This is a genomic window from Streptomyces sp. NPDC041940 (assembly GCF_055589465.1).
This window is the reverse complement of record NZ_JBVJBP010000001.1, coordinates 880,230-896,228: the sequence shown is the minus strand read 5'-3', so window position 1 is coordinate 896,228 and position 15,999 is coordinate 880,230. Positions and strand designations below refer to the sequence as shown.

The window sequence follows — 15,999 nt, the reverse complement described above, 5'->3', positions numbered from 1 at the left end:
AGCCACTGACAACGCCGGTCGGATTCACGGGTTGCCAACAAACCCCGGCTCTCCAGCATGCCCGACGCCACGTCCGACCATATAGCACGTGCATTCGATTTACGGCACTCGTTCACCACCTTCACCCAAAGGTGTGGCGCGGCTAGGGTCAGCACCATGATTGATCACGGTCATGACCTGGCGTCTGTACATGACGCTACGGAGCGGCTGCTCATCGCAGTCGGCAAACTGGACAACGCGTCTGTGACGCAGCCGTCACGGCTTCCCGGCTGGACCCGCGGCCATGTCCTCGCCCACCTCGCCCGCAACGCGGACGCCCTCGTGAACGTCCTCGAGGGGCGTCCCATGTACGTCTCCGGCGAGGCCCGGGACAGCGACATCGAGCGGGACGCCCCGCGCGCCCTCGACGTCCAACTCGCCGACCTGCGCGAGAGCGCGGCCCGCTTCCAGGGGACCGGGGCCGCTCCGGCGGACTGGTCGCGCACGGTGGAGCTGCGCAACGGGGTCACGGACTCCGCGTCCCGGGTGCCGTTCCGGCGGTGGGTGGAGGTGGAGCTGCATCACGTGGACCTGGGGATCGGGTACGAGCTGGAGGATCTGCCGGCGGAGTTCACCGAGCGGGAGATCGTCTTCCTGGCCGACCGGTTCGCCGGGCATCCCGGCGTACCGCCCACGCGCCTCACGGACGGCACGCGCGCGTGGAGCACCGGGCGGCGGTCCGCAGACGGACCCGAGATGACCGTCACCGGTCCCCCGGCCGATCTGCTGGGCTGGCTCGCAGGCCGGCGTGCCGGATCTGCCCTGGAGGTGGCCGGCGGCCCGCTTCCGGCGCTGCCCCCGCTCTAGGTCCCGGCGCTCCGGGACCAGGGCCACTCCCCCGCTATAGGCTGGCGGACATGACGTACAGCGGAGAGGTGACGGTCGGCGGGCCTGCCGACGTGCACGAGCTCAAGGACCTGATGATCACCAAGATCGCGGTCGGTCCGATGAACAACAACGCCTATCTGCTGCGCTGCCGGGCCACGGACGAGCAGTTGCTGATCGACGCCGCGAACGAGGCGCACACATTGCTCGGCATGATCGGTGGCGACGGCATCGCGTCCGTCGTCACGACCCACCAGCACGGCGACCACTGGCAGGCGCTCGCCGAGGTCGTGGCGGCCACCGGCGCCCGTACGTACGCGGGCCGGGACGACGCCGACGGCATCCCCGTAGGGACCGACGTGCTGGTCGACGACGGCGACACCATCCGGGTGGGGCGCGTGGAACTCACCGCGCGCCATCTGGTCGGGCACACGCCCGGCTCGATCGCCCTCGTCTACGACGACCCGCACGGGCATCCCCATGTGTTCACCGGGGACTGCCTGTTCCCCGGCGGTGTGGGCAACACCCACAAGGACCCCAAGGCGTTCGCCAGCCTGCTCCGCGATGTCGAGACCAGGATCTTCGATGTCCTCCCGGACGAGACATGGGTCTACCCGGGGCACGGCAACGACACGACACTGGGCACGGAGCGCCCGCAGTTGCCGGAGTGGCGCGCTCGCGGATGGTGAAGTGCCACGTCGGGGCGCGTGAGCCGCGCACGCGCCCCGTGTGAACGCTTCACACACGCCGGTGTCGTGCGTGCGCTCCCGGTGCGCGTAGTTGCGCGGTCAACTGGTGGGAGCCCCGCGCAGGATGACGGCTCCTGGGCGGATGGGCCGCCGGCCTGTCGATCCCCGCCCTCGGCCGGCGGCCCCGGCTGTTCACGAGATTGCAACACCCGTTCCCACCATGCGGAACATGTCGCCGTGACCTCGACAAACGGGTCCGTCGGCTGCCAATCTCCCGCCATGCATCCTGCCCCGCGCGCCCTGCGCCGCGCTGCCGCCGTCGTCGTTCTTCTCGCCGCCGCCGTGAGCTGTGCTCCGCAGCCGGAGGCGTCGGACCGGCCGTCGGCGTCCGGCGGAGACACATGCGAGAAGGGCAAGTTGGCCACCGAGAACTCGGGCAAGCTGACCATCGCCACCGACGAACCCGCCTACGAGCCCTGGTTCAAGGATGACGACCCCGCGAGTGGCAAGGGCTTCGAGTCGGCGGTCGCGTACGCCGTCGCCGAGCGGCTCGGGTACGGCAAGGACAAGGTCGCCTGGCAGAGCGTCCCGTTCAACAAGGCTTTCGCGCCCGGCGAGAAGACCTTCGACTTCGACATCAACCAGGTGTCCGTCAGCGAGGAGCGCAAGAGGGCCGTGGACTTCTCGTCCGGCTACTACGACGTGCGCCAGGCCGTCGTCGCGCTGAAGGGCTCCAAGGCCGCGAAGGCGAAGAGCATCGCCGGCCTGAAGGACGTGAAGCTGGGCGCCCAGGTCGGCACCACCAGCCTCGCCTCCATCGACGACGTGGTGAAGCCGAAGCAGGCGGCGGCCGTCTACGGCAAGAACGACCAGGCCAAGTCCGCGCTGAAGAACGGCCAGGTCGGCGCCATCGTGGTGGACCTGCCGACGGCCTTCTACATCACCGGGGCCGAGATCACGGACGCGACGATCGTCGGCCAGTTCGAGAACCAGGGCGGTACGCCGGAGCAGTTCGGCCTCGTGCTCGACAAGGGCAGCGCGCTCACCCCCTGCGTGTCGCGGGCCGTGGACGCGCTGCGCGAGGACGGCACGCTCGCGAAGCTCGAGCAGCGGTGGCTGTCGGACGCCGTCGACGCGCCGGTGCTCAAGTGACGCTGAACAAGGCGCAGCCGGCGGAGAACTCGGGCGAGCAGGACGCGGCGGACGGGTACGTCCCGTCGCAGCGGCGCCTGGACCGTGAGCGCTACCGGCGCGCCCGTGCCCGCCGAGCCACCGCGATCGGCGCGCTCTCGACCCTCGTCACCGGAGCGGTCCTCTACCTGGTCGTCGTCAACGCCCCCGGCTGGCCGCCCACCAAGGAGACCTTCTTCGACTGGGGGTACGCGCGCGAGGCGTTCCCGAAGGTCCTCGAAGGGCTGTGGCTGAACGTCCGGCTGCTGCTGATCTGCGGTGCCGCGGTGCTCGTCCTCGGCATGCTGATCGCCGTCGCGCGGACGCTGCGCGGCCCGGTGTTCTTCCCGCTGCGCGCCTTGGCCGCCGCCTACACGGACTTCTTCCGGGGGCTGCCGCTCATCATCAACCTGATGATCGTGGTCCTCGGCGTCCCGGCGCTGCGGCTCCAGGGGGTGACGGTCGACCCGGTGCTCCTCGGCGGCACCGCGCTCACCCTGACGTACTCGGCGTACGTCGCCGAGGTGTTCCGCGCCGGCATCGAGTCCGTGCATCCTTCGCAGCGCGCCGCGGCCCGCTCGCTCGGGCTCAGCAACCGGCAGGCACTGCGCCACGTGGTACTGCCGCAGGCGGTGCGCCGCCAGGTGCCGCCGCTGCTGAACGACCTGGTGTCGCTGCAGAAGGACACCGGGCTGGTCTCGATCGGCGGTGCGGTGGACGCCGTACGGGCCGCCGACATCATCGTCGGACGCAGCCTCAACTACACGCCGTACATCGTCGCGGGGCTGGTCTTCGTCGCGCTGACCATTCCGATGACCCGCTTCACGGACTGGGTGACGGCGCGGATGGACCGTCGGCGGGCCCAGGGAGGAACCACATGAGCGAGACGCCCGTACTGCGCATGGAGTCCGTCCGGAAGACCTTCGGCGGCTCGGTCGTCCTGCGGGACGTCGACCTGGAGGTGGCCCCGCACACGGTCACCGCGCTGATCGGCGCCTCCGGCTCCGGCAAGTCCACGCTGCTGCGGTGCGCGAACCTGCTGGAGGAGATCGACGACGGGGCGATCTGGCTGGACGACGAAGAGATCACCGACCCGCGCGTCGACCAGGACGCCGTGCGCCGCCGGATCGGCGTGGTCTTCCAGTCGTACAACCTCTTTCCGCACATGACGGTCCTGGAGAACATCACGCTCGCTCCGCGCCGGGTGCACGGCGTGCCCCGCGCCGAGGCCGAGACACGCGCGCGTGAGCTGCTAGAGCGGCTGGGGCTGGGCGGGAAGGCGGGCGAGTACCCGGACCGGCTGAGCGGCGGCCAGCAGCAGCGGGCGGCGATCGTGCGCGCCCTGGCCGTACGCCCCCGGCTGCTTCTGCTGGACGAGATCACCGCCGCCCTCGATCCCGAGCTGGTGGGCGAGGTCCTCACCGTCGTCCGCGACCTGAAGGACGAGGGCATGACCATGGTGCTGGCCACGCACGAGATGGGCTTCGCACGGGAGGTCGCCGACCAGGTGTGCTTCCTGGAGGGCGGCGTGGTGCTGGAACGCGGCACCGCGGCGCAGGTCTTCGGGGAACCGCGGCAGGAGCGCACACAGCGCTTCCTGCGGCGGATCGTGGAGGCGGGGCGGCTGTAGTCGGGGCGAGGCCGGGTGTAGTCGGGGCGAGGCGGGTGTAAGGGGCGCCCGCCGTGGCCGTCGGGGCTTACATCGCGGGCAGGGTCTAGGTGTCCGCCAGTCCCGCCCCCGCCAGCGCCACGACGCGCTCCACCCCGAACACATAGCCCTGGACTCCGCAGCCCGCGATGACTCCGTCGGCGCGCAGCGAGACGTAGGAGTGATGCCGGAACGACTCGCGCTTGTGGATGTTGGAGATGTGGACCTCCAACACCGGCATGCCGTCACAGGTGTTGAGGGCGTCCAGGATGGCGACGGAGGTGTGCGAGTAGGCACCCGGGTTGATCACGATGCCGCAGTGGTTCAGCCGCGCCTCGTGGATCCAGTCCACCAGCTCGCCCTCGTGGTTGGACTGGCGGAAGTCGACCGTGCCGCCGTGCGCGGCCGCCGCCTTGGCGCACAGGGCCTCCACGTCGGCGAGCGTGTCGGAGCCGTAGATCTCGGGCTGACGCTGGCCGAGCAGGTTCAGGTTGGGGCCGTTGAGGATCATGATCGGGGCGTTGGCCAGGGTGCGGGGCACGGTTCCTCCGGTCCGTTCAGGGTCGGGCGGCCCGTGACGGACCGCTGCTCGGACCCGGTTTATCACGGTGCGCCGACAGCGCGCCGGGCCGTAGCCTCCCGGCATGACGAGCCTCTCCTACCCGCCCAAGCCGTCGCCCGGCGACCGTATCGCCGTGATCTCCCCTTCCTCCGGCCTGCCGGGGCTCTTCCCGCTCCCCTACGAGCTGGGGCTGGAGCGGCTGCGCGAGGAGTACGGGCTGGAGCCGGTCGAGTATCCGGCGACGCGCAGGATGGGCTCGACGCCCCGGGAACGGGCCGGCGACATCCACGCCGCCTTCGCCGACCCGGACATCAAGGCGGTCGTCGCGTCGATCGGCGGGGACGACCAGATCACCGTGCTGCCGCTGCTGGACCGGGAGTTGATCCGGGCGAACCCGAAGCCGTTCCTCGGGATGAGCGACAACACCAACCTCCTCGCCTTCCTGCGCAACAGCGGCATCGTCGGCTACCACGGCGCGAGCGTCATGTGCGAGCTGGGCCGCCCCGGTGCCATGCACCCGCAGACCGCCGACTCCCTGCGGGCGGCCCTGTTCACCTCCGGCCCGTACGAGCTGAGGCCCGCCGGGCGGTGGCGTGACGTCGACCGGGACTGGGCCGATCCGGCGACCTTCGACGCCGAGCCGGAGACCCGGCCCGGGACCGGCTGGACCTGGGTCAACGCCGACCGCGTGGTGGAGGGCCGCAGTTGGGGCGGGTGCCTGGAGATCATCGGGTGGCTGCTGATGGCCGACCGCGAGATCGCGCACGACCCGTCCGAGTACGACGGCGGTGTGCTGCTGCTGGAGACCTCGGAGGACATGCCGAGCGCCGTGGAGGTTTTCAGCACTCTGCGCAACATGGGCGAGCGGGGGCTGCTCCAGCGCTTCCCGGCCCTGCTGATGGGCCGCCCGAAGACCTGGTCCTTCGAGCGGCCCAACACCCCGGAGGAGGCCGCTCGTTACGTGTCCGACCAGCGTGAGGCGGTCCTGCGCGCCATGCGGGCCTACGCTCCCGACACCACGATCGTCTTCGACGTGGACTTCGGGCACACCGATCCGCAACTGGTGATCCCGTACGGGGGCACCGTGCGCGTGGACGGACCGGCCCGGCGCATCACGGTCACCTACTGAGGGCCCCCGAGCCCCCGCGCGCCCCCGTAACCCACCGTCACCGTGGGTAGTTGACGCGGCATGCACGACGTACGCACCGTAAGGGCACCCTCCATGCCGCGCCTCGCGGCCGCCTCGCTCGCCGGCACGGCCATCGAGTTCTACGACTTCTTCGTCTACGGGACCGCGGCGGCCCTCATCCTGGGGCCGCTGTTCTTCCCGACCTTCTCGCCGGTGGCCGGGACGCTGGCCGCTTTCGCCACCTTCGGCGTGGGCTTCGTGGCGCGGCCGCTCGGGTCGGTGCTGTTCGGGCACATCGGCGACCGGCGCGGACGACGGCCGGTCCTCGTCGCCTCCCTGCTGCTCACCGGCGCCTCCACGGTCGCGGTCGGCTGTGTGCCGACCTACGACACGATCGGCGTGGCCGCTCCCCTGCTGCTCCTGGTGCTGCGCTTCCTGCAAGGGCTGGGGCTCGGCGGGGAGTGGGGCGGAGCGGTGCTGCTGACGGTGGAGCACGCGCCCGCCGAGCGACGCGGGCTGTGGTCGAGCTTCCCGCAGGTCGGGCCCGCCCTGGGGTTCCTTCTTGCCAACGGTGTGGTGCTGGGGCTGTCGACGACGCTGTCCGAGGCGCAGTTCGCCGCGTGGGGCTGGCGGGTGCCTTTCTGGGCGGCGGGGGTGCTGGCGATCGTGGGGCTGTGGCTGCGCTCGTCGCTCGCCGAGAGCCCCAGCTTCCTCGAACTCGACGACCACGCGCGCGTGCCCATCGCCGAGGTCATGCGCGACCACTGGCGTCTCCTCCTGCTGACCGGCGGAGCGCTCGCGATCGGCTACGCGATCTTCTACGCCGTGACGACCTGGTCCCTCGCCTACGGGACGGAACGGCTCGGGGTGAGCCGCAGCGTCATGCTGACCTGCATCATGGGCGCGGTGCTCGTGAAGGGCGCGCTCACGCCGCTGGTGGCGATGCTCGGGGATCGCTACGGCCGCCGGCCCATGTGCCTGGCCGGGTGCGCGGCGGCCGCCCTGTGGATGTTCCCGATGGTCGCGCTCCTCGCCACCGGAACGCCGCTGCCGATGTTCCTCGGCTTCCTCGGCGCGATGCTCTCGTTCATCACGATGTTCGCCGTGATCGCCGCGTATCTGCCCGAGCTGTACGAGCCACGGGTGCGCTGCACCGGCGCCGCCGTCGGCTACAACCTCGGCGGCGTCCTCGGGGGCGCTCTCACGCCGATCGTGGCGACGGCGCTCGCCGAGCAGGGCGGGCGGGTGCCCTGGGGCGTGGCCGCGTATCTGACGGCGATCGCGCTGGTCAGCCTGGGGTGCTTCGCGCTGCTGCCGGAGACGCGTCCGGTGCCGGTGGAGGCGGGGGCGAAGGCTGGGGCCGGGGCGGAGGCCGAGGCGCCTACGGGTTGATAGCCAGCTCCAGGTACGCCGCGAACAGCACCAGATGGACCCCGCCCTGGAGCGGTGTGGCCCGCCCCGGGACAACCGTCAGGGAGGCCACCACCACGGTCAGGGCGAGCAGCACCATGTGCGTGGCGCCGAGGCCGAGCACCAGCGGGCCGGACAGCCACACGGACGCGAGCGCGACGGCGGGGATGGTCAGGCCGATGCTGGCCATGGCCGAGCCGAAGGCGAGGTTCAGGCTGGTCTGCACACGGTCGCGGCGTGCGGAGCGCAGCGCGGCGATGGTCTCCGGGAGCAGTACCAGCAGCGCGATGATCACGCCGACCACGGCCTGGTGCAGCCCGGCGGCCTCCACCCCGGACTCGATGGTGGGCGACACGCCCTTGGCCAGGCCGACCACGCCGATCAGCGCCAGGCCCAGCAGTCCCAGGCTGATCAGGGCAGTACGGGCGGTCGGCGCCGCGGCGTGCTCCTCGGCGGTGATCACGTCGCCCTGCCGGGTGATCGGCAGGAAGTAGTCCCGGTGCCGCACGGTCTGCGTCGCGACGAACAGGCCGTACAGGATCAGCGAGGACACCGCCGCGAAGGTCAGCTGGACGGTGGAGAACTCCGGGCCCGGTTTGCTCGTGGTGAACGTCGGCAGCACCAGGCTGAGCGTGGCCAGGGTCGCCACGGTCGCGAGTGCGGCGCCGGTGCCCTCGCGGTTGAAGACGGCCGTGCCGTGCCGCAGTGAGGCGACCAGGAGGCACAGGCCGACGATGCCGTTGCAGGTGATCATCACGGCTGCGAAGACCGTGTCGCGGGCCAGTGTCGCGCTCTTGTCCCCGCCGTCGACCATCAGGGTGACGATGAGGGCGACCTCGATGATCGTGACGGCGACGGCGAGAACGAGGGAGCCGAACGGTTCACCGACCCGGTGCGCCACCACCTCGGCATGGTGGACGGCGGACAGAACAGCTCCCGCCAGGACCAGGGTCACCAGCGCGACGACGGCCGCGGGCAGATCGCGCCCCCATGTGAAGACCAGCAGCACCGCCGCGAGCACGGGCACCAGGGTCGTCCACTGTGCCGTGAGCGGCCTGCGCCGAGCGATCATGCAGTGATCGTCGCAGAGGTGCGGGGGCCCCGCACTCCGGTCGCGCGGGGCCCGAGCCGGGGCCTACTTGAGCTCGCTCGCATCGATGATCTGCACCAACTTCAACCGGGACCGGCAGTCGGCAATGCGCCGACCACCGGTCCCGGTGATGGTGGTTCCTACGTCCGACGCGGTCAGACGTCGATGCTGTCCTTCGGAGCGCTTCCGCTCTGCCCCTGCGCCGCCTCGGCCTCCGCCTGCTTCTTGGAAGCGCGCAGGCTGGTGATCGTGGTGACGATCAGGACGGAGCAGATCACACCGAGCGAGACCGGAATGCTGATCTCGGGGACGTGCACCCCGGACTCGTGCAGGGCGTGCAGCACCAGCTTCACGCCGATGAAGCCCAGGATGATCGACAAGCCGTAGCTGAGGTGGACCAGCTTCTTCAGCAAGCCGCCGATGAGGAAGTACAGCTGGCGCAGACCCATCAGGGCGAACGCGTTGGCCGTGAACACGATGTACGGGTCCTGGGTCAGGCCGAAGATCGCGGGGATGGAGTCGAGGGCGAACAGCACGTCGGTGGAGCCGATCGCGAGCATCACGACCAGCATCGGGGTCATGACCCGCTTGCCGTTCTCCTGGATCCACAGCTTGGTGCCGTGGTAGCGGTCGGCCACACCGAACCGGCGCTCGACGGCCTTGAGCAGCTTGTTCTCCTCGAACTCCTCGTCCTCCTCGTCGGCCCGGGCCTCCTGGATGAGCTTCCAGGCGGTCCAGATCAGGAAGGCGCCGAAGATGTAGAACACCCACGCGAAACTGGCGAGGATCGCCGCGCCGGCCGCGATGAAGATGGCCCGCAGGACCAGGGCTATGAGGACACCGATCAGGAGAACGCGCTGCTGGTACTGCGAAGGCACCGCGAACTTCGCCATGATCAGGACGAAGACGAAGAGGTTGTCGACGCTCAGCGACTTCTCGGTGATGAACCCCGCGAAGAACTCACCGGCGGGCTGGCCGCCGCCGAACATCAGCAGACCGAGCCCGAAGAGCGCGGCCAGCACGATCCAGACGACCGTCCAGATCCCGGCTTCCTTGATCGACACGTCGTGCGGTTTGCGGCCGATGAAGAAGTCGACCGCGATCAGGGCGGCAAGACCCACGATAGTCAGGACCCATAGGGTCACGGAAACATCCACTGCGCCTCCGGCAGTCGTTAACGGCAAATGTCAGCGTCGTCGCTGCCGGAGGTCTCTTCCACCCAAAGATGGGCCGACGCCCCGGGATCTGGCCTGATCCGTATTGACGGGTACGCCGCAGCAGACAGGGAGTACTCCCCTCCGTGCCGTCAACAGTACCCCAATCACCAAGAACAGGTAAAGCGTTTGGCAAAAGGAAGATCAAAACCCCAGGTCAGGAGGCTTTACAACTACTTGGTACGGGCGGCCGCGACCTGGGAGAGGACCTGCTGGAGGACCTGACTGCCGGGCGGCACCAGTGACGGCTCGTAGGTCCAGGCATGACCGACCCACGGGTCGGCGAGGTGGTCGTCGGGTACCGGCGTCAATCGCAACAGCGAACGCCACAGCGGGTCGAGCAAAGGCCCGTATCCGGAGGACTCCTCGCGGTCGGCCACCATCATCAAGTGGACGCCGAAGGCGGGGCCTTCGTCGGCGAGGTAGCGCAGCTGGTTCACGGCACGGTCGTCGAAGCCGTGCGGGAAGTCGTTGACGATGAGCAGCTGCTGCGAGGTGTCGAAGCCGGGCGGCAGCGAGTCGGCCGCGCCTCCGCGCACCGCCATCTGCACCAGGTCGACCCGCTGGGTGAGCCGCCCCAGCACGTCCGCCACCCCTGCGGCGCCGAGCGCGGGCGGGGCCGCGAGCACACCGCTCCGCACGAGAGGTGCCAGCGGCTGCGCCCCCGAGCCGGCCGGGTCGATGACATGGACGGTGAACTCACCCGCGGGATAGACGGCGAGCAGCCGGGCCGCGTGCGCGACCGCCGTGTCCATGGCGAGACGCCCCAGGGCGTGCGAGTCGGTGAGAAGACCCTCGGATGACCCGGTGTGACCGCTGTCGATCCACAGACCACGCTCCAGCGGCAGCCGGACCAGCATCGGGATGCGGATCCCGTCGGCCTCGGGGAGATGGAGGTCGCCCAGACGCAGCGCCATGGGGATCTCCATCGGCGGCCGGTAGGCGTGCCACACGGGGTTGTCCCAGCGGGCGTACGCCGGCGGCAGGGCCGGTTCGACGACATCGGCCTCGGCCGTGAGCTGGGCGATGTCCCGGTCGAGGGCATCCCTGGCCTGGTCGACGAGTTGTGCGTGCCGGGCACGGGCCGCCTCGCGCGCGGCGTCACCCTGCCCGCCGATCCGGCTGCGCGGGTCGGACAGGACCTGCTCGAGCTCCTTGTCCATGCGGGACTCGGCGAAGTCGACGGCGCTGCGGTAGGCGGCGGTGGTGCGGGCCAGGTCCTCGAACATGCCCCACACCTGGTTGTACAGCCGCTCCTCCATGGACCAGCCGGTCGCGTCGCCCGCGACGGGCTGGGCGGGCTGCCCGGGCGCGGCCGGAGGTGCGGTGGGCGGAGGCGGGGGCGGAGCGGAGTTCTGGCGGCGCGGATGGCTGTAGTCGATCGGGCTGCCCGCGGTCGGTACGGACGGCTGGGTGACGGCGGGAGGGTCGGGCGTCGTCCCGGGATACGCCGGCTGCGGCGCGGGCTGTCCCGGCACGCCGGGCGGCTGCCCGCCGTACGGGGACGTGGGCGGTACGGGGCCGGGAGCGCCCTGGGGCGCGGTGCCGCCCTGGTCCTGGCCGAGGGCCGGGGTCGCTGTCTGGCGGGAACGGTCGCCGTCCGCGGTGCGCGGCGGGGGCGCCTGCACCGAGCGGGCCAGCCCTTGGGCCACCGCCTCGTTGATACTGCCGGCCAGCTGGTGGGCCTGGGGCAGGCCCTGGTCGGTGAGGAGTTCGGCCAGGCCGCCCGCGTAGCCCTGGCCGACGGCGCGCACCTTCCAGGCGCCCTGCCTGCGGTAGAGCTCCAGGGCGACCACGGCCGACTCGGTGTCCAGGCCGGTGAGGGTGTAGCTGGCGATCTCGCCGCCGTCGAGGCCGGTGACGGCGACGAACGGGGCGGCGACGGCGCCGAAGCGGACCGGGCCCGCCCCACCGGCGGGCAGGGCGAGCAGCACTCCGACACGGTGGACGGCCTCCGGCAGGGCGTCCAGGTCCACCGCGAGGCGATGGTCTGCGGCGGCCTGCCGGGAGACCTCGAGACCTGGCTGGGTGGGGGCACCCGGGTGGGCCACCCATTCCACGCCGTGGATCCTGCCGGTCTCGTCGCTGAGCGCGGCCGCGGTCACGATCGGCGTGCCGGCCGAGACCCGGATCTCGAGACGGGCCTGGGAGAGCGGGTGGTTCTGCCCCCGCACCAGCTCGGCCGTCATCGCCTTCGTCCCCCTGTGTCGTTGTGTGAAGTCGTGGGCCCCCGCCGGCCCGCCCCGAGCGGATTCCCCTGGTGCCTTAGAGGACGGGCAGAATCGTCGGCATGAGGTCCTGGAAGGTACGGCCGTTGGCCGGGTTGCCCAGGGCCGTCATCGACCAGCCCGAGCCCGAGCGGTGCACCTTCGCCATGATCTGGGCCGTGTACTGGCCGCCGCCGGCCAGCGTGTAGCGGGCGAGCTCCTGGCCGTTGGTCTCGTCGACCAGGCGGCAGAACGCGTTCTGCACCTCCTGGAACGTCTGGCCCGTGAAGGAGTTCACGGTGAAGACGATCTGGTCGATGTGGACCGGGACGCGGGAGAGGTCGACGAGGATGGCCTCGTCGTCGCCGCCTTGGCCGACACCGCCGACGAGGTTGTCGCCGGTGTGGCGCACCGAGCCGTCGTCGCTCACCAGGTGACGGAAGAAGACGACGTCGACCGGCTGCTTGTCCGCGAACAGGACGGCGGAGGCGTCGAGGTCGACCTCGCGCGTCCGTGAGCCGAACAGGCCGCGCCGGGGAGCCGCCTGCCAGCCGAGACCCATCCGCACCGCGGTCAGGCTGCCGCCGTCGTTCTTCTGCAGACTGATGGCCTGACCCTTGGTCATGTTGACGGTCACGCGCTGATTCCCCTCTCGAACGTCCCCTGTTGCCGCGCATTCGCGGTTGACCCGAACCCTACGCAGCGGCACTGACAGCGACGTACCCCGGTCGGCGCTTTGTGTCGGTCTTGCAACACTGCGCGTACGCGGTCCGCCGTCAGGCCAGGCCCGCCTCCTTCATCTGGCGCAGTTCCTTCTTCATCTCGGAGACCTCGTCGCGCAGCCGGGCCGCGATCTCGAACTGGAGGTCCGCGGCGGCGGCCCGCATGCGCGTGGTCAGCTCCTCGATCTGCTCGGTGAGTTCGGCCGCGGGGCGGTCGGTCGGCACCGTCTCCTTGGCCTTGCCCTTGCCCTTGGCGGGCTTGGCCCCCTCGGCGGCCTTGCCGCCCAGGGAGGGCACGGGCGCCGTGGCGCCCCCGCCGTCCTTGCGCCCCTTGCGGTAGCCCGAGCCGAGCAGCTGCTCGGTGTCGATGTCCTCGCGGGCGATCTGGGCGACGATGTCGTTGATCTTCTTGCGGAGGGGCTGGGGGTCGATGCCCTGTTCCGTGTTGTACGCGATCTGCTTCTCCCGGCGCCGGTTGGTCTCGTCGATGGCCTTCTCCATCGCCGGGGTGATCTTGTCGGCGTACATGTGGACCTGGCCCGAGACGTTGCGCGCGGCACGGCCGATGGTCTGGATCAGGGAGGTGCCGGAGCGCAGGAAGCCCTCCTTGTCGGCGTCCAGGATCGCCACCAGGGACACCTCGGGCAGGTCGAGGCCCTCCCTCAGGAGGTTGATGCCGACGAGCACGTCGTATTCGCCGGCGCGCAGCTCACGCAGCAGCTCGACGCGGCGCAGGGTGTCGACGTCGCTGTGGAGATAGCGCACCTGGATGCCCAGCTCCAGGAAGTAGTCCGTGAGGTCCTCGGCCATCTTCTTGGTGAGTGTGGTGACCAGGACACGCTCGTCCTTGTCGGTGCGCGTCCGGATCTCGTGCACCAGGTCGTCGATCTGGCCCTCGGTGGGCTTGACGACGACTTCCGGGTCGACCAGGCCGGTGGGGCGGATGATCTGCTCGACGACGCCGTCCCCGCGGGAGAGCTCGTACTTTCCGGGGGTCGCCGAGAGATAGACCGTCTGGTCGATGCGCTCCTGGAACTCCTCCCACTTCAGGGGGCGGTTGTCCAGGGCGGAGGGCAGCCGGAAGCCGTGGTCGACGAGGGTGCGCTTGCGGGAGGCGTCGCCCTCGTACATGGCGCCGATCTGGGGCACCGTGACGTGCGACTCGTCGATGACGAGGAGGAAGTCGTCCGGGAAGTAGTCCAGCAGGGTGTTGGGCGGGGAGCCGGGCAGGCGGCCGTCGAAGTGCATCGAGTAGTTCTCGACGCCGGAGCAGGAGCCGATCTGGCGGAGCATCTCGATGTCGTACGTGGTGCGCATCCTGAGGCGCTGGGCCTCCAGGAGCTTGCCCTGCTTCTCCAGTTCCGCGAGGCGCTCGCCCAGCTCCTTCTCGATGTCGTTGACCGCCCGCTCCAGGCGCTCGGGCCCCGCGACGTAGTGGGAGGCCGGGAAGACGTACAGCTGCTGGTCGTCGCTGATGATCTCGCCGGTGAGCGGGTGGAGGGTGGACAGCGCCTCGATCTCGTCGCCGAACATCTCGATGCGGACGGCCAGCTCCTCGTAGACCGGGAAGATCTCGATGGTGTCGCCGCGGACGCGGAAGGTGCCGCGGGTGAAGGCCATGTCGTTGCGCGTGTACTGGATGTCCACGAAGCGGCGCAGCAGCTCGTCCCGGTCGAACTCGTCGCCGACCTTGAGGGGGACCATGCGGTCCACGTACTCCTGCGGCGTACCGAGGCCGTAGATGCAGGAGACCGAGGCGACCACCACGACGTCGCGGCGGGTGAGCAGCGAGTTGGTCGCGGAGTGGCGCAGGCGCTCGACCTCCTCGTTGATCGAGGAGTCCTTCTCGATGTAGGTGTCCGACTGCGGGACGTACGCCTCGGGCTGGTAGTAGTCGTAGTACGAGACGAAGTACTCGACGGCGTTGTTCGGGAGCAGCTCGCGGAACTCGTTCGCCAGCTGGGCGGCCAGCGTCTTGTTCGGCGCCATCACGAGTGTGGGGCGCTGAAGCTTCTCGATCATCCACGCGGTGGTGGCGGACTTGCCGGTGCCGGTCGCGCCGAGCAGGACGACGTCCTTCTCGCCTGCCTGGACGCGCCGGGCGAGATCGGCGATGGCCGTCGGCTGGTCGCCGTTCGGCTGGTAGGGGCTGACGACCTCGAAGGGCGCCACCGTGCGTTCGATCTGGGAAACGGGCCGCATGGAATCCACCGTACGACCCCGCACTGACAACGGGCTCCGATCAGCGCTTCTGCGGGGTTCGGGAGCGGCTGTGCTCCACGGGACGGCGGGGGCGGAACCGCATGCCGTGCGCGGAGTGGTGGACGGCACCGTGGGAGTGGGCGGGGATGCCGGGCTTGTGCTCGACGGGGGCGACGGCGGGCTTCCCCATGACCATCAGCGGGTCGAACATCACCACGACACCGGCGAGCAGGAGGAAGGCGAGCGGGCCGATCAGCATGGGCGCGAGCAGGGCCGCGGGCGACTCTCCCGAGGTGGGTGCGGAGGTGCCGTGGAGGTGGACGTCGAGGGCGGCCATGCCGGTGTAGTGCATGCCGCTGACGGCGAGCCCCATGACGAGGCTGGCACCCACGCTCCAGAGGAATCCCCTGACCTGGCCGGCCGCCCACAGCGCGGCGGTGGCGGCGCACATGGCGATCGCGACGGAGATGCCGACGGTGAAGGTGTTGTACTCCAGCTTCCCGTCCAGGCGCATGCTGGCCATGCCGAGGTAGTGCATCGACGCTATGCCCAGACCGGTGATGGTGCCTCCGGTGAAGAGGGCCGTTCCCCGGGCGCCCTTGTAGCCCACGATGAAGACCCCCACGCCGACCATGACGATCGCCACGGCGAGGCTCGCGAAGGTCATCGCCTTGTCGTAGTGGATCGGGGTCTCCTGGACCGTGAACCCCATCATCGCGACGAAGTGCATGGTCCATATCCCGGAGCCGATGGCGGCCGAGCCGAGGGCGAGCCAGCCGGGGCGCCACGACTGGGCGACGAGCATGGATCTGGTGGTGCACCGCAGCCCCAGGGCGCCGCCGAGGCAGGCCATGAGGTAGGCCACCAGGGGTGTGACCAGGCCGTAGCTGAATCCGTCGACCGTGCCCTGCATGCGCGGCTGTCCTTCCCGCCCTTTGCGTCCCGGAACTCCTGATGTGCCCCCTCCCAGGACCGCACGAGCGGTCAGGGTTGACGCAGAGAGTATGACCCCCACCGGAATGGTCGAACGACTTTCCGGCAAAGAAACACGGCCTTGCCTCAGTTGTGCGGCACCAGTGACCGGAGTTGGGT

The 15,999-nt window shown here is 70.2% G+C and carries 14 protein-coding genes; 7 read left to right on the top strand and 7 right to left on the bottom strand.

Annotation, left to right across the window (positions count from 1 at the left end):
- The first annotated feature begins 156 nt into the window (after positions 1-156).
- The 5 genes from ACZ6I3_RS03905 (at position 157) to ACZ6I3_RS03885 (ending at position 4,353) form a co-directional block, all read left to right on the top strand.
- Positions 157-846, top strand: coding sequence for a maleylpyruvate isomerase family mycothiol-dependent enzyme (locus ACZ6I3_RS03905; protein WP_469411400.1), 690 nt, complete (start codon positions 157-159; stop codon positions 844-846).
- A gap of 50 nt (positions 847-896) precedes the next feature.
- Positions 897-1,553, top strand: a complete 657-nt coding sequence (locus ACZ6I3_RS03900) for an MBL fold metallo-hydrolase (RefSeq protein WP_469411397.1) — start codon at positions 897-899, stop codon at positions 1,551-1,553.
- Positions 1,554-1,832: 279 nt separating this feature from the next.
- Positions 1,833-2,705, top strand: a complete 873-nt coding sequence (locus tag ACZ6I3_RS03895) for an ABC transporter substrate-binding protein (protein ID WP_469411395.1) — start codon at positions 1,833-1,835, stop codon at positions 2,703-2,705.
- Positions 2,702-3,604 carry an amino acid ABC transporter permease gene (locus ACZ6I3_RS03890; RefSeq protein WP_469411394.1) on the top strand — a complete coding sequence of 301 codons (903 nt, stop codon included), beginning with the start codon at positions 2,702-2,704 and terminating at the stop codon, positions 3,602-3,604. The genes ACZ6I3_RS03895 and ACZ6I3_RS03890 overlap by 4 nt, the downstream gene beginning before the upstream one ends.
- A complete protein-coding gene (locus tag ACZ6I3_RS03885; RefSeq protein WP_469411392.1) occupies positions 3,601-4,353 on the top strand; it encodes an amino acid ABC transporter ATP-binding protein in 753 nt (250 codons plus the stop codon). The genes ACZ6I3_RS03890 and ACZ6I3_RS03885 overlap by 4 nt, the downstream gene beginning before the upstream one ends.
- Before the next feature lie 85 nt (positions 4,354-4,438).
- On the opposite strand, the gene aroQ is transcribed toward ACZ6I3_RS03885, so the two are convergent.
- Positions 4,439-4,912, bottom strand: coding sequence for a type II 3-dehydroquinate dehydratase (gene aroQ, locus ACZ6I3_RS03880; protein ID WP_469411391.1), 474 nt, complete (start codon positions 4,910-4,912; stop codon positions 4,439-4,441).
- A gap of 103 nt (positions 4,913-5,015) precedes the next feature.
- On the opposite strand from aroQ, the gene ACZ6I3_RS03875 reads away from it, so the two are divergent.
- Both ACZ6I3_RS03875 and ACZ6I3_RS03870 read left to right on the top strand, forming a co-directional pair.
- The gene (locus tag ACZ6I3_RS03875; RefSeq protein ID WP_469411390.1) at positions 5,016-6,062 is read left to right on the top strand and encodes a S66 family peptidase; all 1,047 of its coding nucleotides are present in this window, start codon (positions 5,016-5,018) and stop codon (positions 6,060-6,062) included.
- 93 nt (positions 6,063-6,155) lie between these two features.
- The gene (locus tag ACZ6I3_RS03870; RefSeq protein ID WP_469411388.1) at positions 6,156-7,454 is read left to right on the top strand and encodes an MFS transporter; all 1,299 of its coding nucleotides are present in this window, start codon (positions 6,156-6,158) and stop codon (positions 7,452-7,454) included.
- Here ACZ6I3_RS03870 and ACZ6I3_RS03865 read toward each other — a convergent pair.
- From ACZ6I3_RS03865 to ACZ6I3_RS03840, 6 genes are all read right to left on the bottom strand, one after another.
- The gene (locus ACZ6I3_RS03865; RefSeq protein WP_469411387.1) at positions 7,444-8,544 is read right to left on the bottom strand and encodes a calcium:cation antiporter; all 1,101 of its coding nucleotides are present in this window, start codon (positions 8,542-8,544) and stop codon (positions 7,444-7,446) included. The two genes, ACZ6I3_RS03870 and ACZ6I3_RS03865, sit on opposite strands and share 11 nt — an antisense overlap.
- A gap of 173 nt (positions 8,545-8,717) precedes the next feature.
- Positions 8,718-9,719 carry a TerC/Alx family metal homeostasis membrane protein gene (locus ACZ6I3_RS03860; protein WP_469411385.1) on the bottom strand — a complete coding sequence of 334 codons (1,002 nt, stop codon included), beginning with the start codon at positions 9,717-9,719 and terminating at the stop codon, positions 8,718-8,720.
- A 230-nt stretch (positions 9,720-9,949) separates the two neighbouring features.
- The gene (locus tag ACZ6I3_RS03855) at positions 9,950-11,965 is read right to left on the bottom strand and encodes a TerD family protein (RefSeq protein WP_469411383.1); all 2,016 of its coding nucleotides are present in this window, start codon (positions 11,963-11,965) and stop codon (positions 9,950-9,952) included.
- A 76-nt stretch (positions 11,966-12,041) separates the two neighbouring features.
- Positions 12,042-12,620, bottom strand: a complete 579-nt coding sequence (locus ACZ6I3_RS03850) for a TerD family protein (RefSeq protein WP_215122167.1) — start codon at positions 12,618-12,620, stop codon at positions 12,042-12,044.
- Between the two features lie 139 nt (positions 12,621-12,759).
- On the bottom strand, positions 12,760-14,907 hold the full coding sequence (uvrB, locus tag ACZ6I3_RS03845; RefSeq protein WP_469411381.1) for an excinuclease ABC subunit UvrB: 2,148 nt from the start codon (positions 14,905-14,907) through the stop codon (positions 12,760-12,762).
- 40 nt (positions 14,908-14,947) lie between these two features.
- Positions 14,948-15,820, bottom strand: coding sequence for an MHYT domain-containing protein (locus ACZ6I3_RS03840; protein WP_469411380.1), 873 nt, complete (start codon positions 15,818-15,820; stop codon positions 14,948-14,950).
- Positions 15,821-15,999: the final 179 nt, after the last annotated feature.

Bases quoted from the DNA above. Each gene is read 5' to 3' on its own strand.
- ACZ6I3_RS03905 (WP_469411400.1), top strand. From the start codon at position 157: ATGATTGATCACGGTCATGACCTGGCGTCTGTACATGACGCTACGGAG.
- ACZ6I3_RS03900 (WP_469411397.1), top strand. From the start codon at position 897: ATGACGTACAGCGGAGAGGTGACGGTCGGCGGGCCTGCCGACGTGCAC.
- ACZ6I3_RS03895 (WP_469411395.1), top strand. From the start codon at position 1,833: ATGCATCCTGCCCCGCGCGCCCTGCGCCGCGCTGCCGCCGTCGTCGTT.
- ACZ6I3_RS03885 (WP_469411392.1), top strand. From the start codon at position 3,601: ATGAGCGAGACGCCCGTACTGCGCATGGAGTCCGTCCGGAAGACCTTC.
- ACZ6I3_RS03875 (WP_469411390.1), top strand. From the start codon at position 5,016: ATGACGAGCCTCTCCTACCCGCCCAAGCCGTCGCCCGGCGACCGTATC.
- ACZ6I3_RS03870 (WP_469411388.1), top strand. From the start codon at position 6,156: ATGCCGCGCCTCGCGGCCGCCTCGCTCGCCGGCACGGCCATCGAGTTC.
- ACZ6I3_RS03865 (WP_469411387.1), bottom strand. From the start codon at position 8,544: ATGATCGCTCGGCGCAGGCCGCTCACGGCACAGTGGACGACCCTGGTG.
- ACZ6I3_RS03855 (WP_469411383.1), bottom strand. From the start codon at position 11,965: ATGACGGCCGAGCTGGTGCGGGGGCAGAACCACCCGCTCTCCCAGGCC.
- uvrB (WP_469411381.1), bottom strand. From the start codon at position 14,907: ATGCGGCCCGTTTCCCAGATCGAACGCACGGTGGCGCCCTTCGAGGTC.
- ACZ6I3_RS03840 (WP_469411380.1), bottom strand. From the start codon at position 15,820: ATGCAGGGCACGGTCGACGGATTCAGCTACGGCCTGGTCACACCCCTG.